This window comes from Streptococcus sp. k-628 (assembly GCF_013277475.1).
Lineage (GTDB): Bacteria > Bacillota > Bacilli > Lactobacillales > Streptococcaceae > Streptococcus.
The window spans coordinates 1-14554 of sequence record NZ_VMMZ01000029.1 but is presented as its reverse complement, the minus strand read 5'-3'; the positions used below and the strand labels follow the sequence as shown (position 1 = coordinate 14554).

The window sequence follows — 14554 nt, the reverse complement described above, 5'->3', positions numbered from 1 at the left end:
GAAATTATTTACTTCACATGACTTGCCAATTCTTTTTGAGCTTTCTCATTTGATTCAGCTTTTTCTTTCAACCATTTTTCACGAGCTTTTTCATACTCTTTCTTAGTCACCGCTTTATCTTGTAATTTCAAATATTTGAAGTAAACATCTGACCCCTTAGAGCCTGTTTGCGCAGAAGCTCCAGTAAATGGAACAACTCGTGAAAGCACCGGTGCTGCACCAGCAGAAGCCATAGCAGGAATAAAGAGTGAACTATCTGTCAACCATGCTTGAGCCGCTGCATATTTTTCATAACGGACATTCAAGTCGCTTGTCTCTTTGGCAGCTTCATCAACTAATTTATCGTATTCTTTCAAACCAACTTGAACTACTGAAGGGCTATTTGGATTATCAAATCCTAAATATGTTTTTGTAGTTTCACTACTAGTTGTTTTTAAAATATCCAGGTAAGTAGATGGGTCTTGATAGTCTGGCCCCCATGAAACCCCTCCCGATACATCCCAATCCTCAGCTGACGCATTAGCAGCATAGTAAGTGATATTAAGAAATTCATCTCTTGTCATTTGTTGAATATCAACCACGACATTTTCAGCACCAAGAACTGTTTCTACAGATTGTTTAAAGGACTGAATACGGGCGATGTAGCCTTTTGATGCTTGGTCTACTGGAACATCCAGATGAATAGGAAACTGAACGCCATCTGCTTCTAAAGCTTTCTTAGCTTTCGCAAACTCTGCCTTGGCCTTGTCAGCATTGAATAAACCATCCTGCCCATCAGCTAAATTCACACCTTTCCACTCATCTCCATAAGCAGGAAGTTGAGCAGCGACTAAATCACCAAAGGTCTTCTCACCAACTGAAACAAAGTCTGGTTTTACAAATAAATTACGAACTGCTAAAGCTGCTCCATCTTTACCATTGATTTGAGCTGAGTAAGCTGAGCGATCAAGAGCAAAATTCAAGGCTTGACGGAAATCTTTGTTAAGCAACGCCTTCTTAGTAGCTGCTTTCTCTGAATCTGTAGTTTTAGAAGTATAGTTGTAACTTTGGCGATCAATATTCACACCCAGACCAGCAATCCCAGAGCCTGGTTGTGTGTAATAGATATTGTCCTTGTATTCTTCTGCAACCTTAGAATAGTTGGAGCTGGTAGGGAAAAGACGGGCATAACTATAAGCTCCACTAGTGAAGTTACGCTCTAGCGACTCCTGATCTGAGCCATCATAGTAAGCTAGATTGATAGTATCTAGGTGGACGTTTTCTTTGTCCCAATATTGCTCATTTTTCGCAAACTCTACAGAAGATTTTGCAGTCAACCCTTTCAACAAGAATGGACCGTTATAAAGCAAGGATGTCGGATCTGTTGGTTTAGCAAAATCGCTTCCTTTTGATGTTTCGAACTCTTCATTCAGAGGCCAGAAAATGGAATAAGTCAACTTAGAGTTCCAGAACGGTTCAGGCTGGTTCAAAGTGTATTGTAACGTATAATCATCAACCGCCTTGACACCAACTGTTGAAAAATCTGTTGAAGTTCCTGATAGATAATCCGCCAAGCCTTTAACCGAATTTTCAGCTAAATACATAGCTTCTGATTTTTTATCTGCTGCGTGTTTTAAACCGTTCACGAAATCTTTAGCAGTCACCTCTGCATATTCTTCTCCATCAGAGGTAAACCATTTAACCCCTTTACGAATCTTATAAGTGTAGGTCAAACCATCCTTAGAGACTTCCCAATCCTCTGCAACTGCAGGAGCAAGATTCCCGTAATTATCGTTAGTGAATAAACCATCAATCCCATTTGAAGTCACTACTTTTGTACTATTTTTACTTGAAATCAGGTAGTCCAAGGTTTCTGGGTCTGCTGTATAAATATAGCCATAAGCTTTAGGGGCTGATGAATCAGATGATTTTGAAGAACTGCATGCTGCAAGTACACCTGCTGCTAATAAAACAAGACCTGCTGTAGCAAATACACGACTTTTTTTCATTTTCTACTCCTCTGTTTATGTGAATTATAGATTGACAACCATTATATCATATTATCCATTAAAAATCAAACAAATTTTCAGAATATTTAGGCTTATTCATACAAATTTTTCATTTTTTCTGAATATATGATTCAAATTGTCGTTCGAAGTATCAAAGGCTACAGCGAAAATAGGAAAGTTGACGCAGAAACTTTAGAGCTTAGAAAGACCTATAGTAAAATGAAATACAGACGGAACAATGTGATTTTGGAATTCAAACTAAATTATAACAATATTGTAGAAGTATCATTCTAGTATTCAAGATTCAGTTTACTATATCTTTTTCACACCAACCTTATTCCGAATTCAATTACTTTCGTGATTTACACATATAGATTAAGACTATCTTTTATACTTTAAAATTTCTCGCTACCTTATCCACTATATGCTCCTCGCTATCACGTTTCTATTCATAGCCTACGATTTCACTATCCCTTCCTCTGACAATTCTTATTTTCTGCGTCAGACTTAAAACGATCTATCCCCAGACCATTTTAATCCACTACCTCACGATAGTCAGGCTTGGGGAGCGCTATTGTATTCGCCGGTAGTGGATCCCTACAGAGGACTTACACCTCAGATACACGACATGCCCAGTATATATAAAAAATCTCCTACACAAGGTAGAAGATTTCAATCTTATAAAACTTAATCCGTCATGTCCGATACCAAAGTTCGATGCTCCAATGGAATACTGCACATAACTAATAAGAAAATGAAACCTGACTGGATCCAGAAGAGAGCCAAGTCAAAGATTCCATGCACAGCAACCACTGTAAGGAAAGACAGATAAAGACCGATAATCGGACGTTTCCCCGACTCCTGACTCATATCCATCATCAAGCGGACAGGAGCAACAGAAGACAAAACTAATAAAATAGTCCCCACAATTCCGTAACTCAGAATCGTATCGATATATAGACTGTGAGCATGTTCATGATACGGAGCATTTATCCGAGGATAAGAGTGCATATAGGTCAATGGCCCTTCACCCCAAAAAGGATTTTGCTTAAATAAGGCCATCCCAGCATCCCAGATAGAAATGCGTTCTTCCATAGAAGAGTCTAAAGTCCCCATCCGAACTCCCAAATCACTAGAAAAGAGGAAGCTCAAGCCGATTGCGAAGACCCCAATACTAAGCCAAAAGGCCTTCCAGTTTTTAATGGTCGTAAAGAGATAAATAATGGCTCCAGCGATAATAGCAGGAAAGGCAGTTCGATTTTGCGTAAAGTTCAAACCAAAGAGATTAACAAAGCCTGCAATCACACAGAATGCTTTCAACCAATTCAACTTGGTCGTTGTAAACAGATAGAAGGCAATCATGATACAGAAACAACAAATAATTCCATAATAATTAGGATTAAAGAAGGTCACTTCTGCACGATTCTGATGCCATACCTGCATATTGGGTGAAAGAAAAGCATAGTTGAATTTCTTCACAATTTGGAAATGCTCTAAACTCGCAAAAGCAGCAGACAAGACACTACCAAACAAGACGAGCTGCAAAATCAAGCGAAAGAATTTATGGGATAAAATCGACTGATAGTGCAAAAAGAAAACAGTAAATAGAAACATTCCTACTGAAGCCACAAGACCCATCCAATTTTGTGCAAGAATGGATATAACAGTACTATAGCCAAGAAAAAGAAGCAGCATCGGATGCTCCCCCATTTTCTGAAGAATACTTTTCATGTCTCCTGTAAAAATCAAACTGATAATATATAAACAGAATACAACTACAAAAAGATAAAAGGGTAAAAAGATACTCAGGATAATTCCCAATAAAATCAGCTCTTTACTAGACAACCCTCTCAGCTTTTCAATAAAGCCTATTGATTTCAAAATGAATCCTTTCTCTCCAAATCAGTTGATTCAGATAATAGTAAGCTATCCTATATTGTACCACTTTTTTAGCAATTTGAAAACAAAGGAAACGTTTACTAAAATAAAAACCCTATTTTATCAACCATATCAAGGCTTCAAAATGTTACTTCAACTCCGTTATCAATTACCCGATAAGTCTGATTTTGCAAATCAATTTCTGCTACTGCTGTTACGGACTTATCTTTATTTTGACGTTTGATTACAATGCTGTGGGCTGTTGGTGTTTCAACGTCAATAGTTCCTTCTAGTTCAAAGGCTTCTGAACGGTTACGGAAAGAAAATAGATTGAGAAGGGCCTTCACTACAGGCCGTTGGACTTCTTCTGCTATTTCCTCATTGCTATAGTAATGACGATTAATATTTCGACCTTCTTTAGTTTCTTCTAATAATTTCAAGTCATTCTTGCCTGCTAATAGACCTACATAGTAAAGCTGAGGAATACCTGGGGCAAAAGCTTGAATTAGACGAGCGAGAAAATACTTGACATCATCATCTCCAAGCGCAGAATAGTAGGTTGAATTGATTTGGTAGATATCTAAATTGTTATACTCGGCACTGGAGTACTTACGTTTGACATTAGCTCCAACCTTATAGAGCTCATTTGAAGTATAGTCGATTTCCTCATCAGTCAGGATATCCTTGACATCCACCACTCCAATCCCATCATGGGTATCTAGCGTCGTAAATTGCTTCATCGGGCTCATCTTTAACCACTTAGCCAAACGCTCTGTTCTGGAACTGTAAAGAGTATAAAGTGTCACCATTGGAAGAGCAAAATCATAAACATAGTAATCATGGTCTGCTATTTTAAACTGAATCGAATAATGTTCATGAATCTCAGGTAAGAGCTCTGTCCTATACTCAGCAGCGATATCTCGAACTTTGTCCAATAAATCCCAAATATCTGGTTCCACAAAGAAATCATTAGTATCCAATTTCTTCACTGCATAAGCAAAGGCATCTAAGCGAATCAAATCACACCCATTACTTGCCAAGTGCTGAATGGTCTTACGGATAAATTCCATCGTTACTTCTTTGCTCACATCAAGATCAATCTGCTCCTCACCAAAGGTATTCCACAAATGTTCCACTGACCCATCTTCAAACACAATCTCTTGCTTTGGTGCACGATCCTTACGCTTGTAAATTAAATCTACATCAGACTGTGTCGGACGGTTTTCTGGCCAAAACTTATCCCAGTTTAAAAAGAGATCTTTAAATTCACTGGCTTCATGTTTTTCTTGATAGTCCTTATAATACTTGGATTGACGAGAAATATGATTAATCATAAAATCAAACATAAGATAATATCTCTCACCTAAACGCTTAACATCCTCCCAATCACCAAAAGCTGAGTCCACTTCGTCGTAGTCAACTGGCGCAAATCCACGATCACCTGTTGATGGGAAAAATGGTAAAAGGTGAACTCCTCCAATAGCATCTCCAAAATGCTCTTCCAAATTATCATATAAGTCTTTAAGATTATTTCCAAGGCTATCAGAATAGGTAATCAACATGGTTTTATTTTGAATTGGCATCATTACTCTCCTTTTTCTAATTGAAGCCAAGTCTCATATGATCTGGCTTCATAAATAAAATTCATTTTAAATCTCTATTTATCATCAAACTCGTACTAATATAGACTGTGATAAACAAAGTACTACTTTCTTGTTTTCTACATAGAATTATCAACAAGCTGAACTCTTCCTCTGTGTCAAAGACTATAGATTCCATGAGCTCTTCTTATACTATTCGAAAATCTCTTCAAACCACGTCAGCTTCACCTTACCGTAGGTATGGTTACTGACTTCGTCAGTTTCATCCACAACCTCAAAACAGNNATTTTCATTGAGTATTAAATCTCTGTTTATCATCAAACTCGTACTAATATAGACTGTGATAAACAAAGTACTACTTTCTTGTTTTCACATAGAATTATCAACAAGCTGAACTATTCCTCTGTATCAGGAATTATAACTTCTCTAGTCTCTTCTTACTTCACTGCCCCGTTGCTCATTCCTGAAATGATATGTTTTTGGAAGAAGAGATAGACAATGGTGATACTGATAATGCCGACAACGTATGAGGCAAAGCTTGGTCCGTAGTCGTTGAAATATTGTCCTGCGTAGTTGTATTGGAACAAAGGCAGAGTCCACATTTTGGAATCCCGGTTCAAGACAAGGAGTGGCAACATGAAGTCATTCCAGAACCAAAGGGCATTGATGATCATGGTTGTCGCATGCATCGGTTTCATCATTGGGAAGATGATGCGGAAATAGGTTGTAAATTTATTAGCCCCATCGATCTCTGCTGCTTCATCCAGACTTTCCGGGATCGATATTTTGACATAGCCAATATAGAGAAAGAGGGTCTGTGGAATCGCATAGGTCAAGTAGAGCAAGATCAAACCAAAGGTATTAGCCAAACCGAGTTTACTCATCATAACCGTAATCGGAATCATGATGACTTGGAAAGGTACGAAGATTCCGAGGATTAAGAGGGTATACATGATGGTAAAGGCTTTTCTTTTACTCATATTGCGAGCGATGGAGTAGGCTGCCATAGGAATAAAGATCATTACTGCAAGTAAAGACAAGACAGTGATGACGACAGAGTTCCAATAATAGCCTCCGATCCCATCAGCTAAGAGACGACTAAAGTTGTCCCATGTGAAGTTGGTTGGAAAGCCAAAGAAATTGTCTACAATATCCTTAGTGGGTTTGAAGGAACTAAAGAGGGTAGCAAGGAGCGGCACTAAAATCAGAACCGATCCTAGAATCAATAGAATGTATTTGCCAATCAGGTCTTTTCTTTCATCTTGTTTCATCATGCTTCTCCTCTTAAATTTCAAATTTCTTAGATACTCTCAATTGGATGATCGAAATCACTACAATTAAGAAGAACAAGATTACGGCAATGGCATAACCGAATTGGTTGTTTTTAAAGGCATAGTTATAAACCAAAAGCCCAAGTGAGGTTGTGGCATTGTTTGGACCACCACCGGTCATGGCAAAGACTTGGTCAAAGGCAGTCAGCCCACCTTTTAGGGCTAGGATAAAGACCATAGAGACACTTGGTAGCAAGTAAGGCAATTCAATGTTCCAGAAAACTTGCTTGCTAGTCGCGCCATCAATCCTTGCTGCCTCTGTAATCTCAGTTGGAATAGATTGCAAACCAGCTAGGAAGATGATGATGGGCATAGCCACCCCTTGCCAAAGAAGGACAAAGACAGCCGCAAAGATCGCTCCCCACTTAGTCCCTAAAAGACTGGTTTGGAGAAATTCAATATGAAGGGCATGCCCAATCGCTGGAAGACCGTAGTTGAAGACTTGCTTGAAAATCAAAGCCACTGTCAAACCAGACAAAACAGCTGGGAAGAAGAACCAAGCACGGAAGAAGGTTTGGCCTTTGATTTTAGAGTTCAAGACACGCGCAATGAAGATTCCGAGTGCAATCTCACCAACCACCATGGCAATCGTAATGATTGCGGTAAAGCCAATCGCATTCATGAATTTTGGATCCATGAAGAGGAGCTTAAAGTTGTTTAAGCCGACAAATTTGTAGTTGTAAGTCAATCCTGTCCAGTTGGTAAAACTGTAAAAGGCTCCTTGAAACATCGGCACATAGAAGAAAATTGCTTGTAACAAGAGGGGGATGACCACAAAAGCCCATGCCCAATATTTTTGTAATACTTTTTTCATAGTCTCTCTACTCCTAATCCACATCCGCTTTCATCGGGTTAAAGAAGGCATTCAAATCATTGACCATGCCTTGTTTATCACCGGTCAAGACATAGTTCATGGTCAAGGTATGGAAGTCTGCTTCACTGGTCCAGTATTGTTGCAACCAGACCAAGTGACGATCCGTAAAGGCATATTCGGTCATACCAGCAAGCGGTGAATCTTCTCCTGCTTGTTTGACCCCTTCAATCGCTGTTGGAGATCCGTCCACATCGTAGTATTTTTGCATGACTTCTGGACGGGTCATATATTCCACAAAGGCATTGGCTTCTTTTGGATGTTTGGTGGCGGCTGAGATAGACCATGCCAAGTCTCCCGCACCAACGGTTAAGCTTTGTCCTTTTTCTTTTCCTGGAATCATGAAGGTCCCAATCTTAAAGTTCGGTTTTTGTTCATTAATCGCTGTGATCGCCCAAGACCCATTTGGTGTCATGAGGACATCCCCACGTGCGAAGGCTCCGATAACATCGGTATAGCCAGCACCTTCCCAGTTCTTTTGCTTAGAGCCATTGATGCGAAGGATGTCCATGACCTTGATGTCATCTTTCATAATCGAATCCGACAATTTAATGGCATTTGGTTGAGAATAACGAAGGTATTGATTGGCTTCTTTTCCTCCACCTGTTGCTGTCGCAAAGGCTAATTGATTGTAACCATTGAGTGTCCAAGCATCTGCACCTGCAATTCCAAATGGTGTTTGTCCTTTAATAACGATGTCTTTGACTAACTGTTCAAATTCATCCCAGGTTTCAGGAACCTTCAAACCCAGCTCTTCGAATTTATCTTTGTTGTAGTAAATTCCATAAGCATTAGCTGTAAAAGGAACGTTGTAAACTTTTTCGTTTACAGCATATTTTTCAGCGTAGCCATTTTTCACGCGTTTCAGGTAGTCTTTGTTGCTCAAATCTTCAAAGACACCTGCTTTTGCCCATTCTTGCAGTTCGATGGACTGTGGGTAAATATTGACCACATCAGGCACATCTCCTGCGAGAACACGTGTCTTCAATACTTCACCAGCATTTGGTACATTGACGACTTTGACCTTGATCTTAGGTTTTTCCTTCTCAAAATCACGAGCGATTTCTTCCAAGGTTTTGGTCATTTCCTTTTTCTGGTTGAAATACTCGATGGTCACTGTGCCATCCGCAGATTTACCATAGTTGGAGCAAGCGCCGAGCCCAAACAAAGCTAAACCTGTAGTTGCAAGAAGTCCGATTTTTTTATACCATTTCATTGGAAAGCCTCCTTTATAAATTTATACACATTTATTATAGTCTTCTAAAAATATACTGTCTACTCAAAAAATCTCCTTGGGATAAGATAACAGTTAAGCCTGCATACATGAGTTCTGCACCTGAGTAAACTTCTCCATTTTCCTGTAATTCATACAGTCCCTCATTATCCAAATCTTTTAACTTTAAAGTTGTTTCCATGGTCTCTACAACTGATAAAACGCGAACGTAGGTTACAATCGTTTGATTTCCGTAGTTAAATTGTACAGCTGCTTCATTGGATGCAGAATCGGGATTGATTAGCCTATACTGTTGTCCTAACTGAACTACTGGTCGTAATTCTTTATACAAGTTCACCTGATTAGCAATCGTAGCTTTCTCTTCATCTGATAAACTTGTCAAATCAAGCTCATATCCCAAATTTCCCATCATTGCTACATGGCCACGTGTTTCTAATGGTGTCATTCGTCCCATCTGATGATTCGGTACTGCTGACACATGAGCCCCCATAGAAATGGTTGGATAGAGATAGGATGAACCGTATTGAATTGGTAAACGTGCAATAGCATCAGTATTATCACTAGCCCAGACTTGTGGGAAATAGCGCATCATACCAAGATCATTTCGCCCACCACCACCAGAGCAGGACTCAAAGAGAATATGGCTGTGCTGCTCTGTCAGATAAGAAACGAGTTCGTAAAGCCCCAGCATGTACTGATGAGATTGCATCTGTGTCTCTAGATAGTTCGATCCATTCCCTAGCTTAGTCATATTACGATTCATATCCCATTTAATGTAATCAATCTCATGATAAGATAGGAGTTGATCTAAGACATTTTTCAAGTATTCTACTACCTGAGGATTGGCAAGATTAAGTACTAATTGATTCCGAGAATAAGTATGCTCATAGCCTGGAACCTGAATAGCCCAGTCAGGATGTTTACGATACAAATCACTATCTACAGAAATCATCTCAGGTTCTAACCAAAGCCCAAACTGCAAACCTCTTTCGTGGATAGCTGAAATCAGACTTTCAAGACTTCCACCCAGTTTTTTCTCATTAACAACCCAATCACCTAAAGCACGATTATCATCAAAGCGATTGCCAAACCAACCATCATCTAACACAAAAAGTTCAATGCCAACTTTCTTAGCCTCATCTGCTAACTCTAACAGTTTTTCTCTCTGAAAGTCAAAGTAAGTAGCTTCCCAGTTATTGATTAGAATTGGACGTTCTTTTTTAGAAAATTTACTTGGCATAATGTGCTTAAGTACAAAATTCTGACTTTCATGACTAACACCAGTTAATCCCTTATCTGAATAGGTCATTAAAGCTACCGGTGTTTCAAAATTTTCCTCAGGGTCTAACTTCCAAGAAAAGTTTTCCGGATTAATCCCAATAGCCAGCCGAACTTCATTCAATTGATTCTTTTGAACAAAAGCTTCAAAGTTTCCACTATACATTAGTTGAATAGCAAACACATTCCCAGCATCCTCTGTGACTCCTTGATCACATAGTAGAAGAGCTGGTGTTTGAGCATGACCCGAAGCCCCACGGTTTGAACTAATCGAAAAGGTTCCTTGTTCTATCTGTTGACGTCTGACAGTCTTTTCACGAGCATAAGCACCCTGCAGAGTTACGATTTCGTAAGCTGCAGCAGGGAAATCAGCCATAAAAGAAAAATCTTTATGGATGACAACTTCCTGATTACTATTATTCTCTAATTTACTGTAGCTAGCAATTGTCGAATCATTATTAAAAGCAGTATAATACAAATTCAGACTAAGATGAGCCTTAGAATCTTCTAATATTAAGACAAGAGTCTCTGTATCGTCCATGCTATGTGGAGAAGGTAAGCCCTGTGGACCATTCTGACCTTTTAAAATCTTTGCTTCTATAAAACGAAAATCTGTTACTTCAGTTGCATCATGCTGAACCTGTATAGTTGGTTTCCTAAAATCTCCTAAGCCATGTTGCCCAAAAATCTGTCGCTGAGTATCTAAACTAAAGGTTCGATTATGAGCCGTTGGATTTCCTGAGAAGGCATGGTCTCGTTCATAAACACTATTGGAACCTTTATAATTCTTAATAGTCTTTCCTAAATGTTTCAATAGTAAGTACCCATCACGATTTTCAATAATCAAACTTAAATTTTTACTCTCAACATAAAATAGATTATTCACTATCCTAACTCCCATTTACTTCACCTCATCACTTTATTGATTCTATTTTATCACCTGAAATCGCTTTCCAAAATAGAAAAATGTCTCAAGAATATGGTAAAATGTTAGGTAGGAGGTAGCACATGCTAGTTTTTTCAGAATACCAGACTGGAACAATTGACCTTTCCTTAAGCTTTTATGGATATGAGGAATGCACACCTAATTACTCTTTTGGTCCAGCCATTCGTGATACATACGTTCTACATTACATTAGTAAAGGACAAGGAAAATTTTATTACAAGGGTAAAATTGTTGATTTAAAAGAAGGAGATTTCTTTCTATTAAAACCAGAGGAACTAACCTTTTATCAAGCAGATAGTAAAGAACCTTGGGCCTACTACTGGTTAGGAATCACTGGCGGGAAAGCTCCTGATTATTTTGCTCTTTCTCAAATTTTTGACCAAGCCTATCTCATCCAATCTGAAACTTGTCATACCCAGACTACTGCAAAACTCATCTCAGACATTGTTCGCTTCGCTCAGATTGCAAAATCCAATGAATTAGCTCAACTCCATATCATGGGACAACTCCATGAACTGATGTTTCATCTGGGAACTATTGCCCCCAATCAGAAAAAAAAGAATATTTCATCAACCTACCAACTCTATCTTGAATGCAAACGATTAATTGATAGCCACTATCCTCAATCACTTACAATTCAAGATTTAGCAAAAGAGCTATCCGTTCACAGAAGCTACTTATCAAGCGTATTCAAAGAATTTAACACCTTATCACCCAAAGAATACCTACTCTACGTTCGAATGCACCGAGCTAAACAACTTCTCGAAAATACCCAAGAGTCTATCAAAGTAATTGCATATTCGGTAGGTTTTTCAGATCCACTCCATTTTTCAAAAGCTTATAAACAATACTTTAATCAGACTCCAAGTCATACAAGAAAAGAATACTCCCAACAGCAACTAGTGAGAAAGGAAACACTATGAAATCCTACCAAGCCGTCTACCAAATTCTAGCAAAAGAAAGCGATTATATCAGCGGAGAAAAAATCGCAGAAGAACTATCCCTCAGCCGAACATCAATTTGGAAAGCCATCAGGCGGCTAGAACAAGAAGGCATTGAAATTGATAGTATCAAAAACAAAGGCTATAAACTGGTGAATGGAGACCTTATTCTTCCAGAGATTCTAGAAGAAAATCTTCCAATTAAAGTCAGTTTTAAACCCGAAACAAAATCAACACAACTGGATGCAAAAGAAGCAATTGATTTAGGGAATGAAGCAAACACCCTCTATCTAGCTTCCTATCAAACAGCAGGGCGAGGCCGTTTTCAACGCTCCTTCTACTCCCCACAAGGTGGCATTTATATGACACTCCATCTTAAACCAAATCTTCCTTACGACAAATTACCATCCTACACACTACTTGTAGCTGGAGCTATCTACAAAGCCATTAAGAACCTAACTTTAATAGATGTCGACATAAAATGGGTCAACGATATCTACCTCAAAAATCATAAAATTGGAGGAATTCTCACTGAAGCAATGACCTCTGTAGAAACAAGCTTAGTCACAGATATCATTATTGGAGTAGGTATCAATTTCACTATTAAAGACTTCCCTCAGGAATTAAAAGAAAAAGCTGCTAGCTTATTTAAAACTACAGCTCCTATAACAAGGAATGAATTGATCATAGAAATCTGGCGTGCTTTCTTCGAAACACCAGCAGAGGAGCTATTATACCTATATAAAAAACAGTCATTCGTTCTAGGAAAAGAAGTTACTTTCACACTAGATCAAAAAGACCACAAGGGACTTGCTAAAGACATCTCAGAAAATGGAAAACTTTTAATTCAATGTGATAATGGAAAAGAAATCTGGCTCAATAGCGGAGAAATTTCTCTCAATAGTTGGAAGTAAAATAACACAATTATAATATAAACGATATAAAAATGACTTCAGATTAGTAATTCAATTAAGTTTTACAGATCTGAAGTTTTATTGTCTCTAAAAATAAAAAAGAGAGTTACAAACTCTCATTAAAACGGAGAATAAGGGATTCGAACCCTTGCGCCAGTTACCCGACCTAACGATTTAGCAAACCGTCCTCTTCAGCCTCTTGAGTAATTCTCCTATTAATGGGCACGAGTGGACTCGAACCACCGACCTCACGCTTATCAGGCGTGCGCTCTAACCACCTGAGCTACGCGCCCAAGTTAAAAACTTGGTAATTTGAACAAAGTTCAAAGCGGGTGACGAGAATCGAACTCGCGACAACAGCTTGGAAGGCTGTAGTTTTACCACTAAACTACACCCGCATACATACTATAAGTAAAAATGGCGCGAGACGGAATCGAACCGCCGACACATGGAGCTTCAATCCATTGCTCTACCAACTGAGCTACCGAGCCTTATTGCGGGAGCAGGATTTGAACCTACGACCTTCGGGTTATGAGCCCGACGAGCTACCGAGCTGCTCCATCCCGCGTTAATACAAAAGGAGGATGTGGGATTCGAACCCACGCACGCTTTTACACGCCTGACGGTTTTCAAGACCGTTCCCTTCAGCCGGACTTGGGTAATCCTCCAATATTCAAATGGACCTTGTAGGACTTGAACCTACGACCACTCGGTTATGAGCCGAGAGCTCTAACCAGCTGAGCTAAAGGTCCGACAAGATCATTATAGCGGCGAAGGGGATCGAACCCCCGACCTCCCGGGTATGAACCGGACGCTCTAGCCAGCTGAGCTACACCGCCATGTATCGGGAAGACAGGATTCGAACCTGCGACACCTTGGTCCCAAACCAAGTACTCTACCAAGCTGAGCTACTTCCCGAGTTAAATAGAAAAATGCACCCTAGAGGAGTCGAACCTCTAACCGCCTGATTCGTAGTCAGGTACTCTATCCAGTTGAGCTAAGGGTGCTCATTATATTATGCCGAGGACCGGAATCGAACCGGTACGATCGTTACCAATCGCAGGATTTTAAGTCCTGTGCGTCTGCCAGTTCCGCCACCCCGGCCTCTCTAAGCGAACGACGGGATTCGAACCCGCGACCCCCACCTTGGCAAGGTGGTGTTCTACCACTGAACTACGTTCGCACTGTTTTCTTCTATCTAAAAATGCCGGCTACATGACTTGAACACGCGACCCTCTGATTACAAATCAGATGCTCTACCAACTGAGCTAAGCCGGCTCATTTATTATATCTTAATGCGGGTTAAGGGACTTGAACCCCCACGCCGTTAAGCGCCAGATCCTAAATCTGGTGCGTCTGCCAATTCCGCCAAACCCGCATATATGACCCGTACTGGGCTCGAACCAGTGACCCATTGATTAAAAGTCAATTGCTCTACCAACTGAGCTAACGAGTCTAAAATAACTTCCGTTATCTTAAACGGTCCCGACGGGAATCGAACCCGCGATCTTCGCCGTGACAGGGCGACGTGATAACCGCTACACTACGGGACCTTTGGGAGTTAACGGGATC

Annotated in this window: 9 protein-coding genes and 16 tRNA genes; 2 read left to right on the top strand and 23 right to left on the bottom strand. The window is 39.7% G+C overall.

Annotated elements, in window-relative coordinates; all coding sequences use genetic code 11:
• Window positions 1-8 precede the first annotated feature (8 nt).
• The 7 genes from HT730_RS04315 to HT730_RS04285 form a co-directional block, all read right to left on the bottom strand.
• The gene (locus HT730_RS04315; RefSeq protein ID WP_173306908.1) at window positions 9-1988 is read right to left on the bottom strand and encodes a peptide ABC transporter substrate-binding protein; all 1980 of its coding nucleotides are present in this window, start codon (window positions 1986-1988) and stop codon (window positions 9-11) included.
• A 687-nt stretch (window positions 1989-2675) separates the two neighbouring features.
• The gene (locus tag HT730_RS04310; RefSeq protein ID WP_173306907.1) at window positions 2676-3869 is read right to left on the bottom strand and encodes an O-antigen ligase; all 1194 of its coding nucleotides are present in this window, start codon (window positions 3867-3869) and stop codon (window positions 2676-2678) included.
• 137 nt (window positions 3870-4006) lie between these two features.
• Complete coding sequence (gene gtfA, locus HT730_RS04305) at window positions 4007-5449, bottom strand: sucrose phosphorylase (protein WP_173306906.1); 1443 nt, start codon at window positions 5447-5449, stop codon at window positions 4007-4009.
• A 455-nt stretch (window positions 5450-5904) separates the two neighbouring features.
• Window positions 5905-6738 carry a carbohydrate ABC transporter permease gene (locus HT730_RS04300; protein WP_173306905.1) on the bottom strand — a complete coding sequence of 278 codons (834 nt, stop codon included), beginning with the start codon at window positions 6736-6738 and terminating at the stop codon, window positions 5905-5907.
• A gap of 13 nt (window positions 6739-6751) precedes the next feature.
• Window positions 6752-7612, bottom strand: coding sequence for a sugar ABC transporter permease (locus tag HT730_RS04295; RefSeq protein ID WP_173306904.1), 861 nt, complete (start codon window positions 7610-7612; stop codon window positions 6752-6754).
• Between the two features lie 13 nt (window positions 7613-7625).
• Window positions 7626-8885: an extracellular solute-binding protein gene (locus tag HT730_RS04290; protein WP_173306903.1), complete on the bottom strand. Its 1260-nt coding sequence runs from the start codon at window positions 8883-8885 to the stop codon at window positions 7626-7628.
• A gap of 34 nt (window positions 8886-8919) precedes the next feature.
• Window positions 8920-11082 (bottom strand): alpha-galactosidase, encoded by a 2163-nt coding sequence (locus tag HT730_RS04285; RefSeq protein ID WP_173306902.1) that lies wholly within the window; start codon window positions 11080-11082, stop codon window positions 8920-8922.
• Between the two features lie 107 nt (window positions 11083-11189).
• On the opposite strand from HT730_RS04285, the gene HT730_RS04280 reads away from it, so the two are divergent.
• Both HT730_RS04280 and birA read left to right on the top strand, forming a co-directional pair.
• Window positions 11190-12050: an AraC family ligand binding domain-containing protein gene (locus tag HT730_RS04280; RefSeq protein WP_173306901.1), complete on the top strand. Its 861-nt coding sequence runs from the start codon at window positions 11190-11192 to the stop codon at window positions 12048-12050.
• Window positions 12047-12982 (top strand): bifunctional biotin--[acetyl-CoA-carboxylase] ligase/biotin operon repressor BirA, encoded by a 936-nt coding sequence (gene birA, locus HT730_RS04275; RefSeq protein WP_173306900.1) that lies wholly within the window; start codon window positions 12047-12049, stop codon window positions 12980-12982. The genes HT730_RS04280 and birA overlap by 4 nt, the downstream gene beginning before the upstream one ends.
• Before the next feature lie 125 nt (window positions 12983-13107).
• Here birA and HT730_RS04270 read toward each other — a convergent pair.
• From HT730_RS04270 to HT730_RS04195, 16 genes are all read right to left on the bottom strand, one after another.
• Window positions 13108-13195: transfer RNA gene (locus HT730_RS04270), tRNA-Ser, on the bottom strand.
• Between the two features lie 6 nt (window positions 13196-13201).
• A tRNA-Ile gene (locus tag HT730_RS04265) sits at window positions 13202-13275 on the bottom strand.
• Window positions 13276-13309: 34 nt separating this feature from the next.
• Window positions 13310-13380 (bottom strand) — tRNA-Gly (locus HT730_RS04260).
• Window positions 13381-13400: 20 nt separating this feature from the next.
• Window positions 13401-13473: transfer RNA gene (locus HT730_RS04255), tRNA-Phe, on the bottom strand.
• A 3-nt stretch (window positions 13474-13476) separates the two neighbouring features.
• A tRNA-Met gene (locus HT730_RS04250) sits at window positions 13477-13550 on the bottom strand.
• A gap of 10 nt (window positions 13551-13560) precedes the next feature.
• Window positions 13561-13650, bottom strand: a tRNA-Ser gene (locus HT730_RS04245).
• 10 nt (window positions 13651-13660) lie between these two features.
• Window positions 13661-13734: transfer RNA gene (locus HT730_RS04240), tRNA-Ile, on the bottom strand.
• Between the two features lie 13 nt (window positions 13735-13747).
• Window positions 13748-13821 (bottom strand) — tRNA-Met (locus tag HT730_RS04235).
• A 5-nt stretch (window positions 13822-13826) separates the two neighbouring features.
• Window positions 13827-13900, bottom strand: a tRNA-Pro gene (locus tag HT730_RS04230).
• Window positions 13901-13915: 15 nt separating this feature from the next.
• Window positions 13916-13989, bottom strand: a tRNA-Arg gene (locus HT730_RS04225).
• An 11-nt stretch (window positions 13990-14000) separates the two neighbouring features.
• A tRNA-Leu gene (locus HT730_RS04220) sits at window positions 14001-14086 on the bottom strand.
• A 7-nt stretch (window positions 14087-14093) separates the two neighbouring features.
• A tRNA-Gly gene (locus HT730_RS04215) sits at window positions 14094-14165 on the bottom strand.
• Window positions 14166-14187: 22 nt separating this feature from the next.
• A tRNA-Thr gene (locus HT730_RS04210) sits at window positions 14188-14260 on the bottom strand.
• Window positions 14261-14278: 18 nt separating this feature from the next.
• Window positions 14279-14360, bottom strand: a tRNA-Leu gene (locus HT730_RS04205).
• 5 nt (window positions 14361-14365) lie between these two features.
• Window positions 14366-14438: transfer RNA gene (locus HT730_RS04200), tRNA-Lys, on the bottom strand.
• A gap of 24 nt (window positions 14439-14462) precedes the next feature.
• A tRNA-Asp gene (locus HT730_RS04195) sits at window positions 14463-14535 on the bottom strand.
• Window positions 14536-14554: the final 19 nt, after the last annotated feature.

Coding starts and splice junctions, on each gene's coding strand:
- HT730_RS04315 (WP_173306908.1), bottom strand. CDS start 1,988: ATGAAAAAAAGTCGTGTATTTGCTACAGCAGGTCTTGTTTTATTAGCA.
- gtfA (WP_173306906.1), bottom strand. CDS start 5,449: ATGCCAATTCAAAATAAAACCATGTTGATTACCTATTCTGATAGCCTT.
- HT730_RS04300 (WP_173306905.1), bottom strand. CDS start 6,738: ATGAAACAAGATGAAAGAAAAGACCTGATTGGCAAATACATTCTATTG.
- HT730_RS04295 (WP_173306904.1), bottom strand. CDS start 7,612: ATGAAAAAAGTATTACAAAAATATTGGGCATGGGCTTTTGTGGTCATC.
- HT730_RS04290 (WP_173306903.1), bottom strand. CDS start 8,885: ATGAAATGGTATAAAAAAATCGGACTTCTTGCAACTACAGGTTTAGCT.
- HT730_RS04285 (WP_173306902.1), bottom strand. CDS start 11,082: ATGGGAGTTAGGATAGTGAATAATCTATTTTATGTTGAGAGTAAAAAT.
- HT730_RS04280 (WP_173306901.1), top strand. CDS start 11,190: ATGCTAGTTTTTTCAGAATACCAGACTGGAACAATTGACCTTTCCTTA.
- birA (WP_173306900.1), top strand. CDS start 12,047: ATGAAATCCTACCAAGCCGTCTACCAAATTCTAGCAAAAGAAAGCGAT.